The sequence below is a fragment of the Reichenbachiella sp. genome, from assembly GCF_039969095.1.
Lineage (GTDB): Bacteria > Bacteroidota > Bacteroidia > Cytophagales > Cyclobacteriaceae > Reichenbachiella.
The window spans coordinates 191,836-214,340 of sequence record NZ_JBDVOL010000003.1; the positions used below are offsets into that span (position 1 = coordinate 191,836).

Annotated in this window: 21 protein-coding genes; 13 read left to right on the forward strand and 8 right to left on the reverse strand. The window is 38.8% G+C overall.

What is annotated here, in order from left to right; all coding sequences use genetic code 11:
- Positions 1-159 precede the first annotated feature (159 nt).
- The 4 genes from ABJH98_RS00940 to ABJH98_RS00955 all read left to right on the forward strand — a co-directional run bounded on the left by ABJH98_RS00940 (position 160) and on the right by ABJH98_RS00955 (position 2,972).
- Positions 160-504, forward strand: a complete 345-nt coding sequence (locus tag ABJH98_RS00940) for a T9SS type A sorting domain-containing protein (protein ID WP_348305742.1) — start codon at positions 160-162, stop codon at positions 502-504.
- A gap of 137 nt (positions 505-641) precedes the next feature.
- Positions 642-1,742, forward strand: a complete 1,101-nt coding sequence (locus ABJH98_RS00945) for a histidine kinase (protein WP_348305743.1) — start codon at positions 642-644, stop codon at positions 1,740-1,742.
- Positions 1,723-2,502: a LytTR family DNA-binding domain-containing protein gene (locus ABJH98_RS00950; protein WP_348305744.1), complete on the forward strand. Its 780-nt coding sequence runs from the start codon at positions 1,723-1,725 to the stop codon at positions 2,500-2,502. Before ABJH98_RS00945 ends, ABJH98_RS00950 begins: the two co-directional genes overlap by 20 nt.
- Before the next feature lie 74 nt (positions 2,503-2,576).
- Positions 2,577-2,972, forward strand: a complete 396-nt coding sequence (locus ABJH98_RS00955; RefSeq protein WP_348305745.1) for an energy transducer TonB — start codon at positions 2,577-2,579, stop codon at positions 2,970-2,972.
- A 1-nt stretch (position 2,973) separates the two neighbouring features.
- On the opposite strand, the gene mutS is transcribed toward ABJH98_RS00955, so the two are convergent.
- The gene (mutS, locus tag ABJH98_RS00960) at positions 2,974-5,577 is read right to left on the reverse strand and encodes a DNA mismatch repair protein MutS (protein WP_348305746.1); all 2,604 of its coding nucleotides are present in this window, start codon (positions 5,575-5,577) and stop codon (positions 2,974-2,976) included.
- A gap of 119 nt (positions 5,578-5,696) precedes the next feature.
- On the opposite strand from mutS, the gene ABJH98_RS00965 reads away from it, so the two are divergent.
- The 5 genes from ABJH98_RS00965 to ABJH98_RS00985 all read left to right on the forward strand — a co-directional run bounded on the left by ABJH98_RS00965 (position 5,697) and on the right by ABJH98_RS00985 (position 10,111).
- On the forward strand, positions 5,697-6,227 hold the full coding sequence (locus tag ABJH98_RS00965; RefSeq protein WP_348305747.1) for an RNA methyltransferase: 531 nt from the start codon (positions 5,697-5,699) through the stop codon (positions 6,225-6,227).
- Positions 6,228-6,289: 62 nt separating this feature from the next.
- Positions 6,290-7,693 (forward strand): class II fumarate hydratase, encoded by a 1,404-nt coding sequence (gene fumC, locus ABJH98_RS00970; protein WP_348305748.1) that lies wholly within the window; start codon positions 6,290-6,292, stop codon positions 7,691-7,693.
- 109 nt (positions 7,694-7,802) lie between these two features.
- Positions 7,803-8,423 (forward strand): Ezrin/radixin/moesin family protein, encoded by a 621-nt coding sequence (locus tag ABJH98_RS00975; RefSeq protein ID WP_348305749.1) that lies wholly within the window; start codon positions 7,803-7,805, stop codon positions 8,421-8,423.
- Between the two features lie 100 nt (positions 8,424-8,523).
- A complete protein-coding gene (gene map, locus ABJH98_RS00980; RefSeq protein WP_348305750.1) occupies positions 8,524-9,306 on the forward strand; it encodes a type I methionyl aminopeptidase in 783 nt (260 codons plus the stop codon).
- Between the two features lie 100 nt (positions 9,307-9,406).
- A complete protein-coding gene (locus ABJH98_RS00985; RefSeq protein ID WP_348305751.1) occupies positions 9,407-10,111 on the forward strand; it encodes a hypothetical protein in 705 nt (234 codons plus the stop codon).
- Between the two features lie 60 nt (positions 10,112-10,171).
- On the opposite strand, the gene ABJH98_RS00990 is transcribed toward ABJH98_RS00985, so the two are convergent.
- The gene (locus ABJH98_RS00990) at positions 10,172-10,561 is read right to left on the reverse strand and encodes a DUF1573 domain-containing protein (RefSeq protein ID WP_348305752.1); all 390 of its coding nucleotides are present in this window, start codon (positions 10,559-10,561) and stop codon (positions 10,172-10,174) included.
- 163 nt (positions 10,562-10,724) lie between these two features.
- Here ABJH98_RS00990 and ABJH98_RS00995 point away from each other — a divergent pair, with 163 nt between their 5' ends.
- Positions 10,725-11,984, forward strand: coding sequence for a HAMP domain-containing sensor histidine kinase (locus tag ABJH98_RS00995; protein WP_348305753.1), 1,260 nt, complete (start codon positions 10,725-10,727; stop codon positions 11,982-11,984).
- Positions 11,981-12,667, forward strand: coding sequence for a response regulator transcription factor (locus tag ABJH98_RS01000; protein ID WP_348305754.1), 687 nt, complete (start codon positions 11,981-11,983; stop codon positions 12,665-12,667). Before ABJH98_RS00995 ends, ABJH98_RS01000 begins: the two co-directional genes overlap by 4 nt.
- Positions 12,668-12,730: 63 nt before the next feature.
- Here ABJH98_RS01000 and ABJH98_RS01005 read toward each other — a convergent pair whose 3' ends face one another.
- The 4 genes from ABJH98_RS01005 to ABJH98_RS01020 form a co-directional block, all read right to left on the reverse strand.
- Entirely contained in the window at positions 12,731-14,974 is a 2,244-nt protein-coding gene (locus tag ABJH98_RS01005) for a TonB-dependent receptor (RefSeq protein ID WP_348305755.1), read from the reverse strand.
- A 3-nt stretch (positions 14,975-14,977) separates the two neighbouring features.
- A complete protein-coding gene (locus ABJH98_RS01010) occupies positions 14,978-15,346 on the reverse strand; it encodes a cation-transporting ATPase (RefSeq protein WP_348305756.1) in 369 nt (122 codons plus the stop codon).
- A gap of 108 nt (positions 15,347-15,454) precedes the next feature.
- A complete protein-coding gene (locus ABJH98_RS01015; protein WP_348305757.1) occupies positions 15,455-15,838 on the reverse strand; it encodes a hypothetical protein in 384 nt (127 codons plus the stop codon).
- Between the two features lie 37 nt (positions 15,839-15,875).
- Positions 15,876-16,823, reverse strand: coding sequence for an NAD-dependent epimerase/dehydratase family protein (locus ABJH98_RS01020; protein ID WP_348305758.1), 948 nt, complete (start codon positions 16,821-16,823; stop codon positions 15,876-15,878).
- A 172-nt stretch (positions 16,824-16,995) separates the two neighbouring features.
- Between ABJH98_RS01020 and ABJH98_RS01025 the strand changes: the two genes are divergently transcribed.
- Entirely contained in the window at positions 16,996-17,448 is a 453-nt protein-coding gene (locus ABJH98_RS01025; protein WP_348305759.1) for an Lrp/AsnC family transcriptional regulator, read from the forward strand.
- Between the two features lie 38 nt (positions 17,449-17,486).
- Positions 17,487-18,854: a Gfo/Idh/MocA family oxidoreductase gene (locus ABJH98_RS01030; RefSeq protein ID WP_348305760.1), complete on the forward strand. Its 1,368-nt coding sequence runs from the start codon at positions 17,487-17,489 to the stop codon at positions 18,852-18,854.
- Here ABJH98_RS01030 and ABJH98_RS01035 read toward each other — a convergent pair.
- Positions 18,851-19,933: an aminoglycoside phosphotransferase family protein gene (locus tag ABJH98_RS01035; protein ID WP_348305761.1), complete on the reverse strand. Its 1,083-nt coding sequence runs from the start codon at positions 19,931-19,933 to the stop codon at positions 18,851-18,853. The two genes, ABJH98_RS01030 and ABJH98_RS01035, sit on opposite strands and share 4 nt — an antisense overlap.
- Before the next feature lie 33 nt (positions 19,934-19,966).
- Positions 19,967-22,420, reverse strand: a complete 2,454-nt coding sequence (locus tag ABJH98_RS01040; RefSeq protein ID WP_348305762.1) for a TonB-dependent receptor — start codon at positions 22,418-22,420, stop codon at positions 19,967-19,969.
- Between the last annotated feature and the right edge of the window lie 85 nt (positions 22,421-22,505).

Genomic DNA, 22,505 nt, shown 5'->3' on the forward strand with positions numbered 1-22,505 from the left:
GTTCAGAAATTGATCAAAATACACCCTCAAATTTCAACCAACAGAGGCTACATTTCACCTAATAAAAAATAAAGCTCACCAGTTTTAGCTTTCCCAAGATCACAAACACAGCTATTCTTGCCATGTAAATAAATGTTCACAACGAAATATAATACTCCTATGAAAGCTTTAAAATTAACAGTAATCGCAATCCTAGCACTTACTACTGCAGCTTTGGCTAATGTGGACAAAGCGGGTAAAAAAGAAAGTGCAAGTGCAGAAGTAAAAGCAAACATTTTTGCTCACAACAACGACATGGTATTTGTGCAATTGGAGAATCCAGCTGACAGTAAAGTAAAAATTGTAATTGTAGACCAAGACGGTGTGACACTACATTCAGAAACTGTAAAGCAAGATTTGAAGGTGTTGAAAAGATTTGATGTATCTAATCTTCCATCTGGACAGTATTCTTACAAAGTCTCAAACGACACATATACAGTCATTAAAAAAATTGAGAAGAAGTAATTCTCAGAATAAACGAAATTCTGTTGGGCGTTTCAGCACTGCTAACAGCAAAATTTTTAATCGTTAAGTAGTTTTGTTTTTGTATCATGCTGAGGATCCTGGTCTGGCCACCAGGATCCTTTTTTTATTTACCTTTCATGAATCAACTAATTTTGGCAGACAAAAAATTGAAAATTCCAGGTATTTACTCGAACACTAAATTTAACTGGTGGCGTTGGCTCAGTATCCTCATCATGGGGATTGGCACGCAATTTTTTGTAGACTTCATCTACAGCCTGTTTTATGAAGAGTATGGCCTGCGCTTCCAATGGCAAGAATATCTGATCGCTATTGTGATTGCTTTTATTATTCTCGAAGGTGTTCGGTGGATCAATAGACGGCTCGAAAAATACATGCCGTGGGTAGAAAATATCTCTAACCGCTTTTTTGCTCAATTGGCAACCAACAGCCTGTTTGTAGTTTTGGCAGTTGCTGGACTGAAGTTCCTTTTTGACCACCTATTGGGAAAACCAATTGTGCGCCCCATGTTTGATGATGTAGTGGTCATCACCACTACTTTTTCCATAACGGTGATTGTAGTCGCCATTGAAATGGGCATTTACTTCTTGAATCGATGGAGAAAATCTATGGTTGAATTAGAAAGGTTTAAAAAATCGAGCCTAGAATTTCGTCACGAAATGTTGAAAACACAGGTAAACCCACATTTCTTATTTAATAGTCTCAACACGCTCTCATCTCTAGTATATTCAGACCCAGAATCGGCTTATCATTTCATCAGACAATTAGCCAGCGTCTATAGAAATGTATTGGAACATAGAAACAAAGGACTCGTGACCATTGAAGAAGAACTAAAAGCCACCTCGTCTTATATAGACTTGATGCGTTTGCGATTTGGAGACAAGCTCAACTTACAGTTTGACATCTCAGAAGATAAGAATCATCACCAATTGCCTCCACTGATGTTACAATTGCTAATCGAAAATGCTATCAAACACAATGTAGTCTCTGAAAAATATCCGCTCTCTATTTGGATTAGACTCGAAGAGGATCAAGTGGTGATTAAAAATTCATTAAGATTAAAGTCTTCCAAAGGGTACTCATCTAAAATTGGATTGGATAATATTTGCAGTCATTATGATATAGTCACCGATAAAAAGGTGATCATTGAACAAACAGAAGAATTTTTTACGGTCAAAATTCCATTGCTGGATCCTGATTATGAAGGTGTTAATTATTGAAGATGAAAAATTTGCTCAGGAAGAACTCAAGCGGTTTTTAGAGCGAATAGAAGATTATAAAGTCGATGTACTTGATTGTCTCGAATCTGTGGAAGATGCGGTAGAATGGTTTGATTCCAACGATGAACCAGATCTAGCTTTTATGGATATCCAGCTTTCAGATGGTTTAAGTTTTGAGATTTTCAACCAAAAGCATATTACCTGTCCCGTCATTTTTACTACGGCTTTTGAGAACTATGCTATTCAAGCCTTTAAGGTCAATAGCATTGATTATTTGCTAAAACCTATAGAGGAAACAGACCTCAAGTCAGCTATTGACAAATACAACGCAATAAAAAATCAATTTTCTCCTCATAAAACACCTGCACTGAGTTCAATACAAGTAGAAAAACTACTCAATATGAGTATGGAAGCTGTGGAGTATAAGAAGCGATTTATTATAAAAACAGGAGACCGTTTGCGACATGTGTCCGTAGATGACATTGCCTATTTCTATTCGGAAAACGACTATACTTATTTGGTAGCCAAGGAAAACGCTAAGTTCATTATAGATTATAAGCTAGACGAGTTGGTAGAATTGCTAGACCCTAATGAGTTTTTTAGGCTATCTAGGAAGTTCATAACCAATATCCATTCGGTAAAAATGGTCAACAAATATTTCAATAGCCGATTAGAAGTGATCCTTGAACCAGAGCCTAAAGATCAAATCTTAATCAGTCGTGTGCGGGTTCCTGAGTTTCTCAATTGGCTAGAAAGATAACATTCAATTAATCATCGTAAAATGGAAAGTGGAAGTTTCGTGTTAATTTTGCTGCACCAAAAATTTTAACTCACATGAAACTAACAACATTAGCTTTCACTCTGTTCATAAGTCTTACTCTTGCTTTGCCATCTTTGGCACAGGAAGGTGACACGATCTACTCTCTCGCCGATGAGCAACCTACTTACCCAGGAGGCATGTCAGCATTTTTTAAATACATTCAGACGAATCTGCAATATCCAGAAGCTGCAAAAGCTGCGGGAGTAGAAGGACGAGTGTTTGTAGAATATGTGATTGAAAAAAATGGAAGTATTTCTGGAACTAAAATTCTGAAAAGCCTCAATGGCGAATGTGATAAAGAAGCACTCCGATTGATTTCGAACTCTATTAAATGGAATCCAGGTAAAATTGATGGTAAAGCAGTCAGAGTAAAAATGGCGCTACCGCTAAATTTTAAATTACCCAGATAAGTTATTTTCCTTTCAATATGGTTTTGATCTCATTGAGCTTAAGTAAGGCCTCCACAGGTGAGATTGTATTTACATCCAACTTATTCAATAGACCTAATACCTCTTCAAAATGTGGGTCGCTCTCGAACATGCTCAGTTGAAAGTTATTTTTAGGCATAGTCTCGATCTTTTCATCGTGCTGTTCTTTGATTTTGTCCTTTTCTAAATGCTGTAGAATTTCATTAGATCGAATGACCACTTCATTCGGCATCCCAGCCATTTGCGCTACATGAATACCAAAACTGTGCTGACTTCCGCCCTCTTTCAGCTTTCTCATAAAGATGACTCGATTGTCTAGTTCCTTGACTGAAACATTGAAGTTTTTAACCCTTGGAAAGTCCTCGGCGATCTGATTCAATTCATGGTAGTGAGTAGCGAACATAGTCTTCGCATGGCACTTCGGATGATTGTGCAAATGTTCTACGATAGACCAAGCGATCGACACACCATCGTAGGTGCTCGTCCCACGACCTATTTCATCCATGAGCACCAAACTATTCTCACTCAGGTTGTTCAGAATACTGGCTGTTTCCGTCATTTCTACCATGAAAGTTGATTCCCCTTTTGACAGGTTATCTGACGCACCCACACGAGTAAAAACTTTGTCGATAATTCCGATTTTGGCGTAAGCTGCAGGTACGTACGACCCCATTTGAGCCATGAGAACAATCAGGGCTGTTTGGCGAAGCAAAGCTGATTTACCTGCCATGTTTGGTCCTGTAATGATCATAATCTGCTGAGAAATGTCATCCAGAAAAACAGAATTGGAAATATACTCTTCGCCAGCTGGTAACTGCGTTTCAATAACAGGATGACGCCCTTCTTTGATGTCAATCACCTTTTCATCGTTGACTGAAGGTCGGCAATAATTTTGTTTGATAGCCACTTTGGCAAAAGACACCAGGCAGTCAATCTGAGCAATATTTCGTGCGTTGTTTTGAATTTCAGCTACATAGTCAGAAGTAAAAGCCACCAAATCATTGAACAGTCGAAGTTCTATACTGCTCAGTTTGTCCTCTGCATTCAGGATTTTCTCTTCGTATGTTTTGAGCTCTTCGGTAATGTACCGTTCCGCATTGACCAAAGTTTGCTTTCTGATCCACTCTTCTGGCACTTTGTCCTTATGTGCATTAGACACTTCCAGATAATAACCAAATACTTTGTTATAGGCGATTTTCAAAGACGATATACCCGTACGTTCCTTTTCTCTTTCCTGGATTTGGAGCAGATAATCTTTTCCTGAAAAAGCTATTTTTCTTAGTTCATCCAATTCATCATCTATGCCATCTTGAATGATGTTTCCTTGTGTTGCGTTGAGTGGCAATTCTTCTTTAAGATTTAAATCAATCTTCTCAATCAGCTGTGTACAAGGGTTGAGCTTGTCACCAAATTTCTTCAGATGTTCGTCAGAAGTACCTTCCAGAATCGCTTTGATTGGCGCAATGTTTTTGAGTGCCTTTTTCAAGTGAAGTAATTCACGCGGATTTATCCGAAGTGCGGCCACTTTGGATACCAATCGTTCAACATCGCCTATTTGTTGTAAATGAGTAAGCACTTGCTCGGTAGTTTCAGGCTCATTAATCAATGCCTCCACAACGTTAAGTCGAGACTCCATCTCGGCTTTTTCCTTGAGAGGCAGCACCATCCATTTCTTTAATAATCGAGCGCCCATTGGCGTTTGTGTTTCGTCAAGGACATGGAGCAAAGGAATTCCATCGGACTGCTGTGCATATACCAGCTCCAAATTTCGAATGGTAAATTTGTCCAACCAAACATACTTCTCCGTGTCGATTCGTGAGACTGATGAGATATGACTGATTTCTTTATGTTCAGTTTCTTCTAGGTAGAAAAGTATTGCGCCTGCTGCGCAGATGCCTTCTTTAGCGTCCTCTATACCGAATCCTTTAAGGTTTTTGGTATTGAAGTGCGCATTTAGCTTTTCATATCCATATTCAAACCCATAGATCCATTCTTCCAAACAGAATGTATTAAAATCCTCTCCGAACTGACCTGAAAACTGTTCTTTGTTCTTTTTGCAATAAATAACTTCTGAAGGATTGAATCCTTGAATCATCTTATCGATATAAGAGAGATCTCCTGCCGACACCATGAACTCTCCTGTACTCAAATCAAGAAAGGCAATGCCATGCTCACTTTTTCCAAATGCGATCGAAGCTAGATAATTGTTTTTCTTTTGATCAAGCACATTGTCATTCAAGGTCAAGCCTGGAGTCACCAACTCTGTCACTCCTCTTTTTACAATGCCCTTTACTGATTTGGGATCTTCCAGCTGATCACAAATTGCCACACGGTTTCCGGCTCTTACCAGCTTTGGTAAATAGGTATCTAAAGAATGATGTGGAAATCCTGCTAATTCGATGTGTGAAGCAGAACCGTTGGCTCTTTTGGTTAAGACGATATCCAGAATTCTACTGGCCTTCACCGCATCATCGCCGAAAGTCTCATAGAAATCGCCAACTCTAAATAATAACAGCGCATCAGGGTGTTTCGCCTTGATCGCATTATACTGTTTCATTAAAGGAGTTTCTTTCTTTGCGGTAGCCATTTTAATTTCGGATCAAACCACGAATTTAATAAGTCGACGAAAGTATTGACAGTTCGGGCAATAGAATTTCTTTGAATCAATTTTATTTGCACCCTAAAGAACAAAAGGCTACCTGTTTCATGAGAAAATTAAAGAACGAAGAACTGAATCGCCACTCTGTCGAGGAATACAAAGACGTAAAGAAAAATGACGTCATTCTGATTCTTGATAATGTACGTAGTCTAAATAACGTAGGCTCAGCATTCAGAACCTCAGATGCCTTTAATGTGAAGAAAATTTACTTATGCGGCATCACTGGGCAGCCTCCACATAGAGATATCAACAAAACAGCACTCGGTGCCACAGAGACAGTGGAATGGGAGCATGTTGAGAACACTTTAGAAGCAATTAAATCTCTAAAGAAGGACAATTGGGAAATATTGGCCGTAGAACAAGCGGAAGACAGTCTCATGCTCAACAAATTTCACCCGAAGACCGAAGGCAAGTACGCATTCATTTTTGGTAATGAAGTTTTTGGTGTAGAGCAGGAAGCTATTTCGGCATCGGATCAGTGCTTAGAAATTCCACAATTTGGGACTAAGCACTCACTAAATATTTCAGTAACTATAGGAGTGGTGCTCTGGCATTACATTTCCAAAATTACTAGTTAAAGAAATCTAAAAAAGACTCACAAAGGATACTATCTTTGTTTAAGCATTGCAAAATATAAATTATGGAATACAGAATCGAAAAAGACACGATGGGGGAAGTGAAAGTCCCTGCCGAAAAATACTGGGGGGCACAAACCCAGCGCTCTTTGATGAATTTCAAAATAGGTGGAGAACATATGAAAATGCCTATGGAGATCATCCGTGCATTTGCCATCTTGAAAAAATCAGCAGCTGAAACCAATGTTGAACTTGGGGTAATGGATAAAAGCAAGTCAGATTTGATCGGTCAAGTTTGTAATGAAATCCTTGCAGGTGATCTGGATGATCAATTTCCATTGGTAGTTTGGCAAACAGGATCAGGCACACAATCCAATATGAACTCAAATGAGGTTATCGCCAATAGAGCCCATGTAATAAACGGAGGATCTCTAACTGATGACAAAAAAGCCATCCACCCAAACGATGATGTGAATAAGTCGCAATCATCTAATGACACCTTCCCTACAGCCATGCACATTGCGGGCTACAAAATGTTGGTAGAGACTACCATTCCGAAAGTTGAAAAACTTAGAGATACTTTATCCAAGAAAGTAGAGGCATTTAAAGATGTAGTGAAAATCGGAAGAACGCACTTCATGGATGCTACTCCATTGACTTTAGGTCATGAATTTTCAGGTTATGTAGCTCAATTGAACTTTGGTCTGAAAGCATTAAAAAATACTTTGCCTCATTTGTCAGAATTGGCACTTGGTGGAACGGCCGTCGGTACAGGCTTGAATACTCCAGAAGGTTATTCGGAATTAGTAGCCAAAAAAATCGCTGGACATGCAGGTTTACCATTAGTCACTGCCGAAAATAAATTTGAAGCTCTAGCAGCACATGATGCCATTGTAGAATCCAGTGGCGCATTGAAGCAGCTGGCTGTCAGCCTGATGAAAATTGGCAATGACATCAGAATGCTTTCTTCAGGACCGAGAAGTGGAATCGGTGAAATCGTTATCCCTGAGAATGAACCAGGTTCGTCTATCATGCCCGGTAAAGTCAATCCTACTCAGTGCGAGGCACTTACCATGGTCTGTGCTCAAGTCATTGGCAACGATGTGGCCATTTCTACAGGAGGAATGACTGGCCATTTTGAATTGAATGTATTCAAACCAATGATGATCTATAATTTATTGAATTCAGCCCGATTGCTAGGAGATGCGTGTGAATCTTTCAATGACAATTGTGCGATTGGAATAGAGCCAAATCATGCAGTGATTGAAGAGAAGCTTGAAAAATCATTAATGCTAGTGACAGCATTGAATACGCACATTGGGTATGAAAATGCTGCTAAAATCGCTAAAAAAGCACATAAAGAAGGAAAAACGCTCCGAGAGGCAGCTTTGGAATTAGAATTATTAACCAATGAACAGTTTGATGAATGGGTCGTACCAGCCAATATGGTGGGTAGTTTGAAAAACTAATCAAACATTTCAAAAACTTGAAAAAGTACAATTATTGACTAAATTGACCTATATTTAGATTTATTTTTTTGTACATTAGACATTATAAGTAGGATTAAATCATAAAATCATGAAGAATATACTAGCAATTTTTTCCCTTTTGATATTCGTGGGATTCGCTCAAACAGCGACAGCACAGATGTCAAAACAAGAAACGAAAGAATGGAAAAAAAGAATTAAAGCACTCAGCCCTGAGCAGTACAAAGCACTATTAGAGGAGAACAAGTCTCTTAAAGGTCAGTTAAGTAGCTTGAAGAAAGAAGTAGCCGGTGTGGATGATCGTATCAAAGAAAAAGATGATCAAATTGCCGACTATCAGGATCAAGTGTCAAGTTTGAGAAGAGAATTGGCAGATGCTAAGAAAAAGGCTGTAGAAAACCTAGGAAGTGGTAAGACAGCTGGTAATACACGCTCTTTAGGGGCTGTTAACGAAAAAGGTGTTCTCTTTAAAGTTCAAATAGGTGCTTTCAAAAAGAAAGACTTATCTGATTTCTCTAAGAACAACCCTTCTTTCCAATTGGACGAAAAAGATGGTGTGATGAAATACACGATCGGAATGTTCAAAGACTATTGGGAAGCAGATACTTTCAAAAAATATTTGAGAGAGATGGGCGTAAAAGACGCTTGGATTGTTGCTTTCAAAGATGGCAAGAGAGTGCCAATTAAAGATGTACTTGAAGGTGTGATCTAATTAGATACAAAAAAGAAACTGAAACCCGTCCCGATCCTAATCGGGACGGGTTTTTTTATTTAAATCCTATACTTTTGCACTCCATTATTTTTAATTCCCTATGATCAAGTATAAAACCAAGGAAGAAATAGAACTTATTCGACAGAGCGCCCTTGTTGTATCAAAAACCCTTGGCCTTATGGCTTCTAAGATTCGACCTGGTATTACACCTTTGCAATTGGATGCATGGGCCGAAGAGTTTATTAGAGATCAAGGAGCAGAACCTGGTTTTCTTGGTTTATATGATTACCCAAACACGATAATTACTTCTGTAAACGAACAAGTAGTACATGGAATACCTACAGATCGCCCGCTTGAAGACGGGGATGTAGTGGGTGTAGATATTGGGGCAAAAATGAATGGTTTTTATGGTGATCATGCCTACACATTCGAAGTCGGTGAAGTAGACCCAAAAACGAAAAAATTATTAGAAGTAACCAAAGAATGTCTTGATCTGGGCATTGCACAAGTAAAAAAAGGCAATCGCATGGGTGATTTGAGCTACGCCATACAGCAACATGCGGAAAAAAATGGTTACGGTGTGGTTAGAGAATTAGTAGGGCACGGCCTAGGCCGTGAAATGCATGAATCTCCAGAAGTGCCAAACTTTGGTAAACGCGGAAGAGGACCTCTGTTCAAAGATGGATTGGTGATCGCAATAGAACCTATGATCAATATGGGAACAAAAAATGTAAAGCAATTATCTGATGGATGGACCATAATTACAGCAGATAAAATGCCTTCTGCCCATTTTGAGCATGATGTAGCTATGATAGACGGAAAAGCGGAAGTTTTATCCACTTTTGACTACATAGAAGAGGCTTTAGCCAAAGTCAACGCATAAGACGAGTGAATACAAGCTCATATTTTTTGATAGTTGAGTCCAAGTCCTATTTTTTTTCTTATCTTTAAAATGTGAATATTTATACTTTTAAAAGAATATTATGAATCAACCCGATGCGTCTTTAGTGGAGATGTTGCATTATGCTCAATATCTCGCTGAATTTATAGCAATAATACTCGTTAGCGGATCACTTATTGGTTATCTGTTTTACTTTGGAGTTATCCAAGTGATTTCTGGTAGATCAACCAAATACCGTTTTAGATCAAAAAATGAGATCAACGTACTTTGGACAGCTTCTCTAGGATTAGTAGCAGCTGGTGCCATTTTTATATCAGCCGTTCTTATCAAGGACAGAGACTTGACTAACTCCTTGGCTTTAGCCATGAAACTTATCTTACCATTAGGTTTTGCTTTTTTGGTTGGGTCTGCGATAAATACTTATTTAAGAATTTATTACCCATCTATTCTTGAAGACAAACTGGCTAAAATTCGATTTAAAGAAAGAAAAGCTCCAAGTGGTAAACCCATGAGATTGCTTAATGAAGAAGAAGAAGATGCCTATCTGACTAAAGAAATGATTCATGAAGAAGAATTGAATCACTTTGATTACGATGTATGGCTAGATGAAGACACAAAAGTTACGGTCATTGAGAAGTACGTAGGTAATCCTAACAAGCTTTGTCCAAGCTGTAAATTCAGAACTTTGAGATTAGAAAGTGAAGAAGATGAAGGTAAGTACACTACTCAAAAATACAAGTGTACCTATTGTGGAAACAAAGAAACAGAAACTGTAGATAACGACTAATTCGTAATTGAAAAGATTATAAAAAGGGTTCTGAAAGTGATTCAGAACCCTTTTTTTGTATTAATTAACCACTTCTCCTTTAATTCTTAAAGTAATCGGGCCATTAGTTGTATTGGCATTTACAACTACTGATTTATTGAAAGTTCCTACTTTCGCAGCATTGTAGGTAGCGGTTACTTCTCCATACTCGCCAGGCAAAATTTCACCCTTTGTGTACTCCGCCACTGTACATCCACAAGAACCTTTAGCCGATACAATAACTAAAGGGGTAGCTCCAGAATTTTGAAATTTAAAATCCGCAGTAACAGGTTTATTGAGTTCAATCTGACCAAAGTTATATTCGGTCAGATCCCATGACATGACTGCTCCTGCCGTAGGCTCATCGAGCGTATTAAAATTGAATGATACTAAGGCTGCTGCCAACGTAAAAAATGCAAGGTACTTTTTCATAATATTATTGTTTAAGTTTAAAATAAATTACCCTCCAAATATGGAAATTGACTTCCAGACGCTTTGTTAATAGATTCATATCAATTGTTAATGTAATGTTAAAGCATTGAGAATCGACCAGAATTTGGATTAGAATAGAGTCTTTTGAGTAAGCAATTACTCCATGAATAGAAAAACTTTCAGATTAGTCGTGTTTTTGGCAGCCATTTCGATCGGCGGCATTTTGTTTATTCAAATTTTTTGGATGGATAAAGCCTTTGATTTGAGTAATAAGCAGTTTGAGCACAACGTAAATTTGGCTTTGCTCAATGTCACTAGTACCTTATGTGAAATCAATCAGAATGAAATATTACCTGATCCGATAGAACAGCTCTCCTCCAATTATTTCATTGTTAATCTTAATAACAAAATTGCCCCCGAGCTCTTAGAAACTATTTTGAAGAGTGAATTTCAAAAACGAGAAATCGCTGAAGACTTCGAATATGGCGTATTCGACTGCACCAATCGCGAAATGGTATATGGTCGATATATCAATTTGAAAGAAAACACTATTTCCACTCCCGCATCCTCCACATTTCCTAAGCTCAACAAAGACGCCTATTACTTTGGAGTATATTTTCCCAACAAAACATCTACTTTGGCTGGTGAAATGTGGATCTGGGGATTCTCTTCATTGGTGCTTTTGGTGGTCGTAGTTTTTTTCGGATATACACTGATGGCCATTTTTAGGCAAAAGAAACTATCCGAAATCCAGAAGGACTTCATCAACAATATGACACACGAGTTTAAGACTCCAATATCAACTATTGCCCTCTCTACAGATGTATTACAATCTCCAGAAATTATTAACCAACCAGAAAGGCTGTCGCAATATGCGCAGATCATAAAAAAAGAGGCTACCAGATTACAAAATCAAGTAGACCGTGTACTGCAAATGGCAACCGTAGAAAAAAACACCATTAGTCTCACAAAACAACCCTTTAACATAAACGAATTGATAGACCAGTCTATCCAAAGCGCGCAACTCAATTTAACCAATGGTGGACAAATAAATTTTGAAACTAAAACTCCAGATGCTACTATATCTGCTGATAAAGTTCACCTGACCAATATCATCTATAATCTTCTGGATAATGCTTTAAAATACAACGAGAGCATTCCTAAGGTGGATATATCAACTTTTTCAGAAAAGGATAAAGTGACCATTACTGTGAAAGACAACGGTCAGGGCATAGAAAAGAAAGACTTAGAACTGATCTTCAAGAAATTTTATCGAGTCCACACAGGAAACCTTCACGATGTCAAGGGTTTTGGCCTGGGTCTTTATTATGTAAAAATGATCGTGGAAGCGCATAATGGGCAGATCTCATTAGAAAGTTCTCCAGAAGGCACAACATTTACAATAAACCTCCCTAAATCATGAACAAACACATTTTACTTGTAGAAGATGATGAAAGTTTAGGTTTTGTAATCAAAGACAACCTCGAAAACAAAGGCTATAAAGTTCAGCTGAGTACTGATGGTGAAGTGGGACTAATAGACTTTGATTCAAGTGCTTTTGACCTCTGCATATTGGATGTGATGCTCCCAAAAATGGACGGTTTTTCATTGGCCGAAAAAATTCGACAGCGAAGTAAAATAATTCCAATCATTTTTTTAACTGCCAAAGGGATGCAAGAAGACAAGCTTGAAGGTTTTAAAATTGGAGGAGACGACTATATGACTAAACCATTTTCTATGGAAGAATTAACCTATAGAATTGAGGTGTTTCTACGAAGAGGAGTTTCGTCAGATAAAAACGAAACTACTGTACGTTCATTGGGTCAAAGTTCGTTTGACCTCAACAGTTTTACACTTACAGTTGACGATCAGCCACAAAAATTAACACGGAGAGAAGCCGAGATCTTAAAATACTTATCTGACCGTATGGATTCACTGGTTAAACGCGAAGAACTTTTGATTGCTCTCTGGGGAGATGATGATTATTTCAAAGGCAGAAGTCTCGATGTATTCATTTCAAAACTTCGAAAATATCTCAAATCTGATGAAAACGTAGATATCGAAAACTACCACGGTGTTGGGTTTAAGCTTGTAGTTAAAAGCTAAAAGCATAAAGTTGAAAGGCCTTGTGTTAAAATACTTTCAACTTTATGCTTTATGACTTTGTACTTACTTGATTCTGTATCGCAACCCAGCGTAGGTATTTCTTCCAAAAATAGGGCCCCAAACTAACGAACTATCAAAGTAATCGCCAAAAGGCTCTTCATTAGCCAATATTGGATTTTCCTGCTTGTAATTGAGTAAATTCTCCACACCGACATAAATTTCAAACCGATCATTCCAACTTTTAGTCACCTGCACATTCATCAAATAAAAGTCAGGAGATTTTTCCTGCAATTGATAGTCAGGAGGGTTACTTCCAGTGAAAGGAATTCTCTTTTCCCCTTGCCAATTGAAAGTATAATCAAACTTCCAATCTGATCGGGTTTCATACCCAACATTAAGAAAAGCCCTATGTGCCGAAACCAGTGGTTTCTGTAAAGTAACATCTCCATACGTGGTGTTGACATCAAACCAACGGTAACCGATACGTAAGTCTACAAATTTGACTATTTCATAATCCACTTGTGCCTGAAAACTGTTGGAATACGATTCACCATTCAGGTTATAAAAAGAAACTTCTTGCGGATTTTGATCTAAATCGACAACAATCTGGTTTTCGAAATTGGTTCGATAATATTCCACACTGAAACTGCCATCGCGATAATCCAATGTGAACTCTCGCGTCAAATTGATACCGAAATTCCAAGCTACCTCCGCATCTAACCCATACGGCTTATCGCTGTTATCTCCTCGAACGATCAGCTGCCTTGATGAAGCAAAAACACCAATGTTTTCTGCGAAAATACTAGCAGTTCGTTGACCGCGTCCTACAGAAGCTCTGAGAACGGTCATGTCTGTCAATGCATATCGCAAATGCACTCTAGGCGTCATAAAAGTCCCATACAAATTGTGGTGATCTATTCGAATACCAGCCATCGCATTAAACTTATCTAACAAAGAATAGCTGTACTCAAAGTATGCGCCTGGCACCACTTCTGTCCGGCTAAAGTCTACTGCATTGAGTACTTCATCATATAAATCGTACTGAATGCTAACCCCTGTCTTAAATTGATGATCTGTAGTGCCAATCATGCTTTGGTAAATGAAATTACCATAAAGGCTCTGTTGATTGGCATCATAATCATTCAATCCAAAATAAGAATCTTGATCATGATAGACTCCAGATAACTGCAGACCTACCGATTTCCAAGGCTGCTCAATATACACTTTACCCATTTTAGTCCAGACCTCGTATCGTTTGGTCACTAAGTTCATCCCCCATGAATTAGTTGTTCCTCGATCTATATCTTGATCAAAACCGACTTGTCCACCAAGATTATCTATATAGGTTCCTTTCACCCCGAATTGAAACATCAGCCCGTTGGCACCTACATACTTCCATCTGTTTAAGCCTATATAGTGCTCACTCAATGGATTATCTAAAAACCCATCTTTGTTTCTATCACGCTCTATCGCATTAGCTTTCGAATGCAGTAAAACAGCTGTAGACCAGTTCTCTCCAACTTTCTGACTCCAGTTTATATTGCCTTCAAATCTGCCCCCTTCATTGGCATACAAATTCGCATACAACTTATCGCTATCCTCAGGTTTTCTCAATTCTACATTGATTTGCCCAGCTACACTTTCAAAACCGTTGACTACGGAGCCAGCACCCTTGTTGAGCTGAATACTCTCGATCCAAGTACCTGGAATATAAACCATACCATAAATAGCTGACAGGCCTCTGACATCGGGCATGTTCTCTCTGGTGATCTGGGTATAAGGACCTGCCAATCCCAACATTTGAATCTGACGCGTGCCAGTCACCGCATCAGTAAAGGACACATCCACGCTTGGATTAGTTTCAAAGCTTTCGCTCAAATTACAACAAGCGGCCTTTAGCAATTCCTTTTCGCTAATGAGTTCTGACTTGAGAGGGTTTAGATAGTCTATTTGAACCGTCTTTTGTCGGTATTCGACTTCTACCTCATCTAATGTAGCATCAGGTAACAATTGAACTGATAACTCTTGATTGTCTTTTACGCTTAGCGTATCATTTTTGTATCCGATATAGCTGACCACCAATTGATAAGTACCAGTTACACGAGCTAAACTAAAACGACCCTTGCTATCCGTAGGAACTCCTTTTGTAGTACCGAGCCAAAAAATATTAGCTCCTACCAATGGCACTCGTATACCCTTTTCGTCCAGTTCATACACTGTGCCTTGAGCCAACGGTATATCAGCTTGCGCCAATACATGGGTGACTGACCCAAAGATCAACACCACAAGAAATACATTTCGAATCATGACTTAATGTTTGTCTATTCCATCACGATAGGCACAGCAGTCCGGCAGTTTGCTATAAGCTTCATCGGTGGCATCTACTTGGTCAGTAGAATGGCCAACTGCTGCTATTGCAGCATGAATTTCTTTTTCAGATATCTTGTCCTCACGATAGACTGCTTTCAATACGCCTGTGGAGTTATCCCACTCAGCCATTTTTACACCTTTTATCAAAGCAGCTTCTTCGATTCGTTCTTTGCACATTTCGCAAACCCCTTGAACGGTGAATTCACAGGTCTCGATAGATTTTTCTTTCTTTTGGGCCTTTTGGGCATGCGCCAAAACAGGCAACACCATCAAAATCAGTATATATAAAAAGTTTTTATAAGTATTCATTGTTGTTAATTTTTGATTGTAGTAAACTGATCTGCGAATAACTGAAGCAGATTGAAATCGAACGGATTATCTGGACAAGCCAGATAATGACGTTAAAAAAATCAAAAATTAACCGTAGAAGGTAAAAGAGCAGTACTTGACGTATGCCGGAATATGAGAAGGAGGATCTACATCAGTAAACCCGAAAACCAATCGATCTGGACTGTGTTTTTCCAGAACCAGTAAAGAAGGGAATTCAATTAATTGGAATGTGTTATTATCAAACGAAAAGGAATAATTACTGACCACTTTCTCCTCTTGATCTTGAGGTAAATCGACCGTTTCATTTTCGCAACAGCTGTCAATGTTCATATCTCCACAACAACACACTTCTGCAGTCTGCAAGAAATCGATAGACTCAATAGAGCCCATACATTTATGGATGGCCACAGATGCATCTGCTGCAATGAGCAAATAAAAAAGTGATAATATGATAGCGGTGCCTTTACGCATGACTTGTTATTCCTTACGTAAAACTAAAAAGAAGGATTTATTCTGCCTTCGAATATTTCAATTTTAAATTTTTAATCATATCCTCAGTCATGGATTCTAGGTTAAATTTAGGATTCCATCCCCAATCTCCCTTTGCTCTAGAATCATCTATACTTTGAGGCCAACTCGCAGCTATCTGCTGTCTAAAATCTGGTTCATAAGTGATTTCAAAATCAGGATAGATCTTTTGAATGGATGATGCAATTTCCTTTGGAGAAAAGCTCATGCCGGCCAAATTGTAAGAGGTTCTGGTCTTGATATTCTCCTTAGGTGCTTGCATCAACTCTATAGTGGCACGAATAGCGTCTTCCATGTAAATCATGGGTAACGTGGTATTCTCCTCAAGAAAGCAAGAAAAGGTCGCTCCTTCAATCGCCTTGTGATAGATGTCCACTGCATAATCAGTAGTTCCTCCTCCTGGCAGCGATTGATAACCTATGACTCCAGGATATCTTAAAGACCTTACGTCTAACCCATATCTTTGGAAGTAGTACTGCGCCCAATTCTCTCCAGCAGCTTTGCTGATACCATACACTGTAGAAGGATTGAGAAATGATGACTGAGGCGTATTTTGTTGATTGACTTCACTCCCAAATACAGCAATAGAGCTTGGATAAAAAATCTTTTTGACGCCGTTCATCCTTGAAACTTCCAGCACATTAAATAAGGTCTTCATATTGATGTCCCAAGTCCCTAACGGGTTTTTCTCTCCATTGGCGGATAGAATAGCGGCAAGGTGATAGATTTCCTCAATCTCATATTTTTTCACAACTTCAGCAATACGATCCGCATCGGTTGCATCTATCACTTCAAAAGGGCCGGTGATATTGTCCAATTCTCGCATATCAGATCGAACCACCTGATCATTGCCATGAATGTCTCGTAGCGCTTGTGTAAGTACAGTGCCTAGTTGCCCGCCTGCACCAATGATTAAGGAACGTGCCATGATTGTTAATGTTTTGGGTTAATGTTCAACACTCATATTTGATACAATTTTAGTATATATTATTACTATTTATAATATACTCCATAATATTAGCTGACATATTGCTATATATCAGCTAATATTACTTCTGAAGTATATTTGTCTAACAGTCAAAAGCAAAAATTACGGAGTCATGGATGAAATAGACAAGACCATATTACGAACCCTACAAAAGGATGCCAAGATCACTGCTAAAGAAATAGCCACTCAGCTCAATCTCACTATTTCCCCCGTCTACGAAAGAATACGCCGATTAGAAAAAGAAGGATACATCAAACGCTACGCAGCCATTCTGGATAAAGAGTTGATTGGGAGGTCGGTCACAGGCCTTTGTCAAGTCTCCATGCAATATCATAATGCGGCTTTTATAGACAATTTTGAAAAACAGATTCAAGATCTGGAAGAAGTACAAGAGTGTTATCACATGGCTGGTCAAGTTGATTTCATTCTGAAAATCAATGTAAAAAGCCTTGAGGACTATCATGAGTTTGTGAGATACAAGTTATCCAAGATTGAAAATATTGGCGTGCTCAATACCACCTTTGTGTTGAAAGAGATCAAACACACTTCAGAGTTTTATATCTAATTTCTTAGATTAGTATTTCACATTAAACAACAAATCTCATGTCCCAATCAGAAAATAAAAGAAGAGAATTCATCAAAAAGTCTGCACTAGCCGGACTGTCATTTTCACTTCTTAATCCAGTAGACCTATTCGCTGAAAAAAAGGACAAAATCAAAATGGCTTTTATTGGCGTTGGGGCCAGAGGGACAAATCACGTACAATTAGTACTAGAAAGAAAGGATGTAGAGGTTGTCGCACTATGCGACATCGATGAATCCGTGCTCAACAGAGCCTCCGATATGGTTGTAAAAGCAGGAGGAAAAACACCCTCCTTATTTAGCAAAGGAGATTACGCCTATCGTGAATTACTCAAACTTAAAAATGTAGATGCTGTAATTATTTCTACGCCATGGCTCTGGCACACTCCTATGGCTGTAGATGCCATGAATGCTGGCATAGCTGTTGGGCTAGAAGTAGCTGGTGCAGCAGATATTCAAGAATGCTGGGATCTGGTGGAAACTCAAGAAAAAACAGGCACTCCTTTCATGATACTTGAAAATGTCATTTACAGGCGAGATGTGATGGCCATTTTCAATATGGTGAAAAAAGGCATGTTTGGCGAAATGATTCATTTAGAAGGTGGTTATCAGCATGACCTAAGAGCAGTCAAATTTAATGACGGAAAACAACTATATGGTGGCGGAGTAGAATTCGGTGAAAAAGGCATGAGTGAGGCACAATGGAGAACCCAACATTCGGTCAATAGAAATGGAGAGCTCTATCCGACGCATGGATTGGGCCCCATCCACATGATGACGGACATCAATCGAGGCAATAGATATTCATATTTGACTAGTACTTCTTCTAAGTCGCGAGGACTCCATGACTATATCATAAATCATCCAAAAGGTGGAGAAGATCACCTCAATGCAGATGTGGAATTCAAACTAGGAGACATCGTAACCACCGTGATCAAAACAGTAAACGGAGAAACCATCACACTCAATCATGACACCAACCTACCAAGGCCCTATTCTTTAGGCTTTAGAGTACAAGGCACCAAAGGCATCTGGATGGATCTCAATAATTCATTGCACATCGAAGGTGTGAGTCCTGCGCATCAATGGGAAAGCGACGAGAAATACATGAAAGAATATGATCACAAGCTTTGGAGAAAGTACGAATCACAAGCGGCAGGGGCCGGACATGGCGGTATGGATTTTTTCGTTATTAATGCCTTCATAGAGTCATTAAAAAGAGAGGCCCCCATGCCATTAGATGTTTATGATTGTGCAACCTGGTCAGCTGTGACTTGCCTATCCGAAGAATCGATTGCCAAAGGAAGTGCTCCCATGCAATTTCCAGATTTCACCAAGGGCAAATGGATCAAGCGTAAGCCAATATTTGGTATGAATGATGATTATTAAACGAATTTGATAATGACAGATATATCTGATAATCTGTCCGTCATTGTTTTGGTAAATCTGAGTTGATTTCTTGCACGCTCAAGGTTGTGCGATTCATGTTTGATTTTGTAATAGACATCTCCAGCTAGATAATCAGTCAGAAATCTAACGCCCATAATATAGGCTAATAGCGGGGCTGACAAGGCCAAATATTCAATTTCCAGTGGATCAAGCACTGCTTTGGATGTTTCAATGAAACCTTGAGCAAAGCCTTTGAGTTTTTCCATGTCTACATCGACCAGATTCAGATCCTTTTCATCTTCTTTTGCTGTACTCGAGCAAGTGCGTACGCCATCTCCAAAATCATAATGCACAATCCCAGGCATGACAGTATCCAAGTCTATCACACAATGGCTAGAAAAATCTTCTTTTAAGAGCACGTTGTTGAATTTGGTGTCATTGTGAGTGACACGATCTTTAATTTTTCCAGATTTTCTGAGTTTTTCGATCTCACACATTTGATCAGCCTGATCGAGTACAAATTGAATTTCCTTTTTGCACTCCTTCACACGATCCGTTTTTTTTGTTGAAGCTACAACCTCCTTGAAAGTGACTAATCGTTTGATGATATCGTGAAAACCAGGAATTGTTTCTTTGAGCTCGTGAACCGGAAAATCATTCAACAAAAGCATAAACTGCCCAAAAGCTTGAGCTCCTTGATAAGCCTGCTCTGGTGTTTCTACATAGTCATAGGATTTGTAGCCTTTTAAGAATTCAACAGCTCTCCAGAAATTTCCATCAATGTCTTCATAATAACTAGAACCATTTTTTGTTGGGCTAATTCTCAGTGTCTCACATGAGCCTTGAAGCTTAGATGAAGTTGATATTTTATGACTCAAATGACGGGTCACCAGCTCCATATTGTGCATCAAGCCTTTAGCATCCTTGAATACTTCATGATTGATGCGCTGAAGGAGAAAATCTTGACCTAGTGGATCATTATTGACTACTCGATAGGTATCATTGATTAGTCCTGCACCAAAGGGTTCAATAGATTTTACTTGAATATTTGTATGAAAGGCGCTAAAGATGTGCTCCATATTGCGTTCAACTTTGGCGTAAAAGTATACAAATCAAAAGTCTCCGCCATCCATGCCTTCACCTTCACCTCGCTCTCCTCTGGATCGAGATTTCTTTTGGTTGATTCGATAAGTAAATGACATGCCCACTTGTCTGGATCTCCATTGGAATTCACTTTCTTCAATAAAATTGGTAGAGAATGTAGACCCTCTATACCTTCTGGAATTAAAGACATCTTTCATGAAAAATGTCAAAGTTCCATTACCCTTCATGACATCCACATTACTTCCCAAATCCATCGCATACATAGATTTTCTTTTGCCTTGGGTGGTTTTTTCGGGTGCACGATACCAGCCACTCAATTGAATATTCACTTTACCGATTTTCACTTTGTTGTTTAACCTGAATCTTGCCGTGTAGGTGTCTCTTTTGAGTTCAATATCCTTGTACTCGCCTTTCGTAATCGCTCTATAAAAGTTGGCATTTCCATTAATGTTTAGCCAGTCCAAAGGATCTACACTAAAATTAGTTTCTATACCATAAGCATTTGCAGTACCAATGTTGTATGGAGTAGATACCGTGCTGTAGCCATCTTCTGAAGTTTCGATTCTATCGATCACTCCAGTGGTGTAGCGGTAATATCCGCCTACATATATAGAGGCCGTTTCTAAATTATACAATGTCCCTAGCTCATAAGAATCCGCATATTCCGGATCCAAATCTGTATTTCCAGTCCGAATATTTCTGGGATCACTAAAAGATGAAAAGGGATTCAAATACCAAAATCTGGGTCTTGAAATACGCCGACTATAGCTCGCCTGTATAGACCTCATTTTATCAAATTTGTAAGAAACAAAGGCACTTGGAAAGGCATTCAAGTAATTTTTGTCACTTGATATATCAGTCTCTCGCTGATAAGTACTGATAAATGTTTGTTCCAAACGAATACCTAGCTGATATCCCCATTTGTCCATTTTGTTTTCAAAGATACCATAGGCTGCGTGCACATTTTCGTCGTATTCGAACCGGTTAGAAAAATTTTCATAAGGATACCAGTTGCCTTGATCGTCGATTTGTTCAACTAAATAATCACTAGAAATTTTCCTAATGGTTCCTCGGTAACCGACTTCAATTTTTTTGCCGTCAGCAAATGGATTTACATAATCCAACTGCATCATAATATTCTTATCACCCTGCACATTGATCGAGCGCTGATACATCAACTGATCGGAATCAGTCAGTAGATTGGCTGAATCTATGGAGGATCGTTCGGTTTCATCATTGCTACGATACTGAAAGTCCGCGGTCAATTCATGTCCTTCACCTTCCATAATTCTTCGGTAACTCAACTGATATTCATAGTTATCGTCATCTTCCTTTTCAAAATCTTTCCTGAACGTATTCGAAAGCAACGCATCATTAACATCCCAATCATAATAAGTGATGTCTGTGGTATTTTCTTCATTGGCAATTTTTACTAAACCAGAAGCTGTCAGAATATTGTTTTCATTGATATAATAATCCGTTCCTAATCGGTAAGTGTGGGAGACATCACTTCTGACTCTTTCATTATCAATATGCGTAATGAGGGTATCTGTTCCGAATCCAATACGTCTAGAATATCCTCCTCCAGGGTTTTCTCTATAGTTGATCCCATAACTTCCGAATACATTGAAATTGCCTGCTCGATAGTTGACGCTACCCGAAAAACCATAGTTGGCTGGATAACCTAGATTGGTCGTAAAAGAACCATTGAACCCTTTTTCACGCTCCTTTTTCAGAATGATGTTGATAATACCAGCGCTGCCTTCTGCGTCGTATCTAGCCGATGGGTTTGTAATGACCTCAATGCGTTCAATCAGATTGCCTTGCAGTTGGCGAAGGCCATTTGCATCGCTAATACCCACCAAGCCTGAAGGCTTGCCATTCACCAAAATCCTGACATTACCACTTCCTCTTAAACTTATATTTCCTTCTACGTCCACTGATACAGAAGGAAGGTTATCCATAATCTCAGAGGCATTGGCTCCGACATTACTTAAATTTTCACTTACGTTAAAAACTCGTTTGTCCAATTCCAACTGCATCTGATCCCTCTTCGCAGCAACTACCACTTCATCGAGCGTTTCTGAATCTGGCAACATGTTGATTGTACCCAAATCAATCACTTTGTTTTCACGATTGAGCACTAAGTTATTCACGAACTTTTGCTTATAAGAAATGAATTGCAGTCTGAGATAATATTTGCCAGGTCTGGGTGTAATGGTAAATACGCCACCCTCATTAGTAATTGCGCCATCGACCAACGAGCTATCTTGAACGGAGAATAAGCTAGCAGAAGCATATTCTAGGGGAGATCCGCTTTCTTTATCCATAAGTTGACCAGTGATTTTGAAAGGGTTACTTTCTCCCGATCCTCCTGGTCTACCGCTAGGTTGAGCATACAGATTTATAAAACCCAATTGGTAAATCTGAAAGAATAAGAAGAAAAATATTTTTTTGGCCATTGTTATGATTTTGAATCTGCTGCAAAGAAACGGTAAGAAAGAAACAAGGAAGGAATTATTCTGTGAACGGTAAAACTTTACTGAT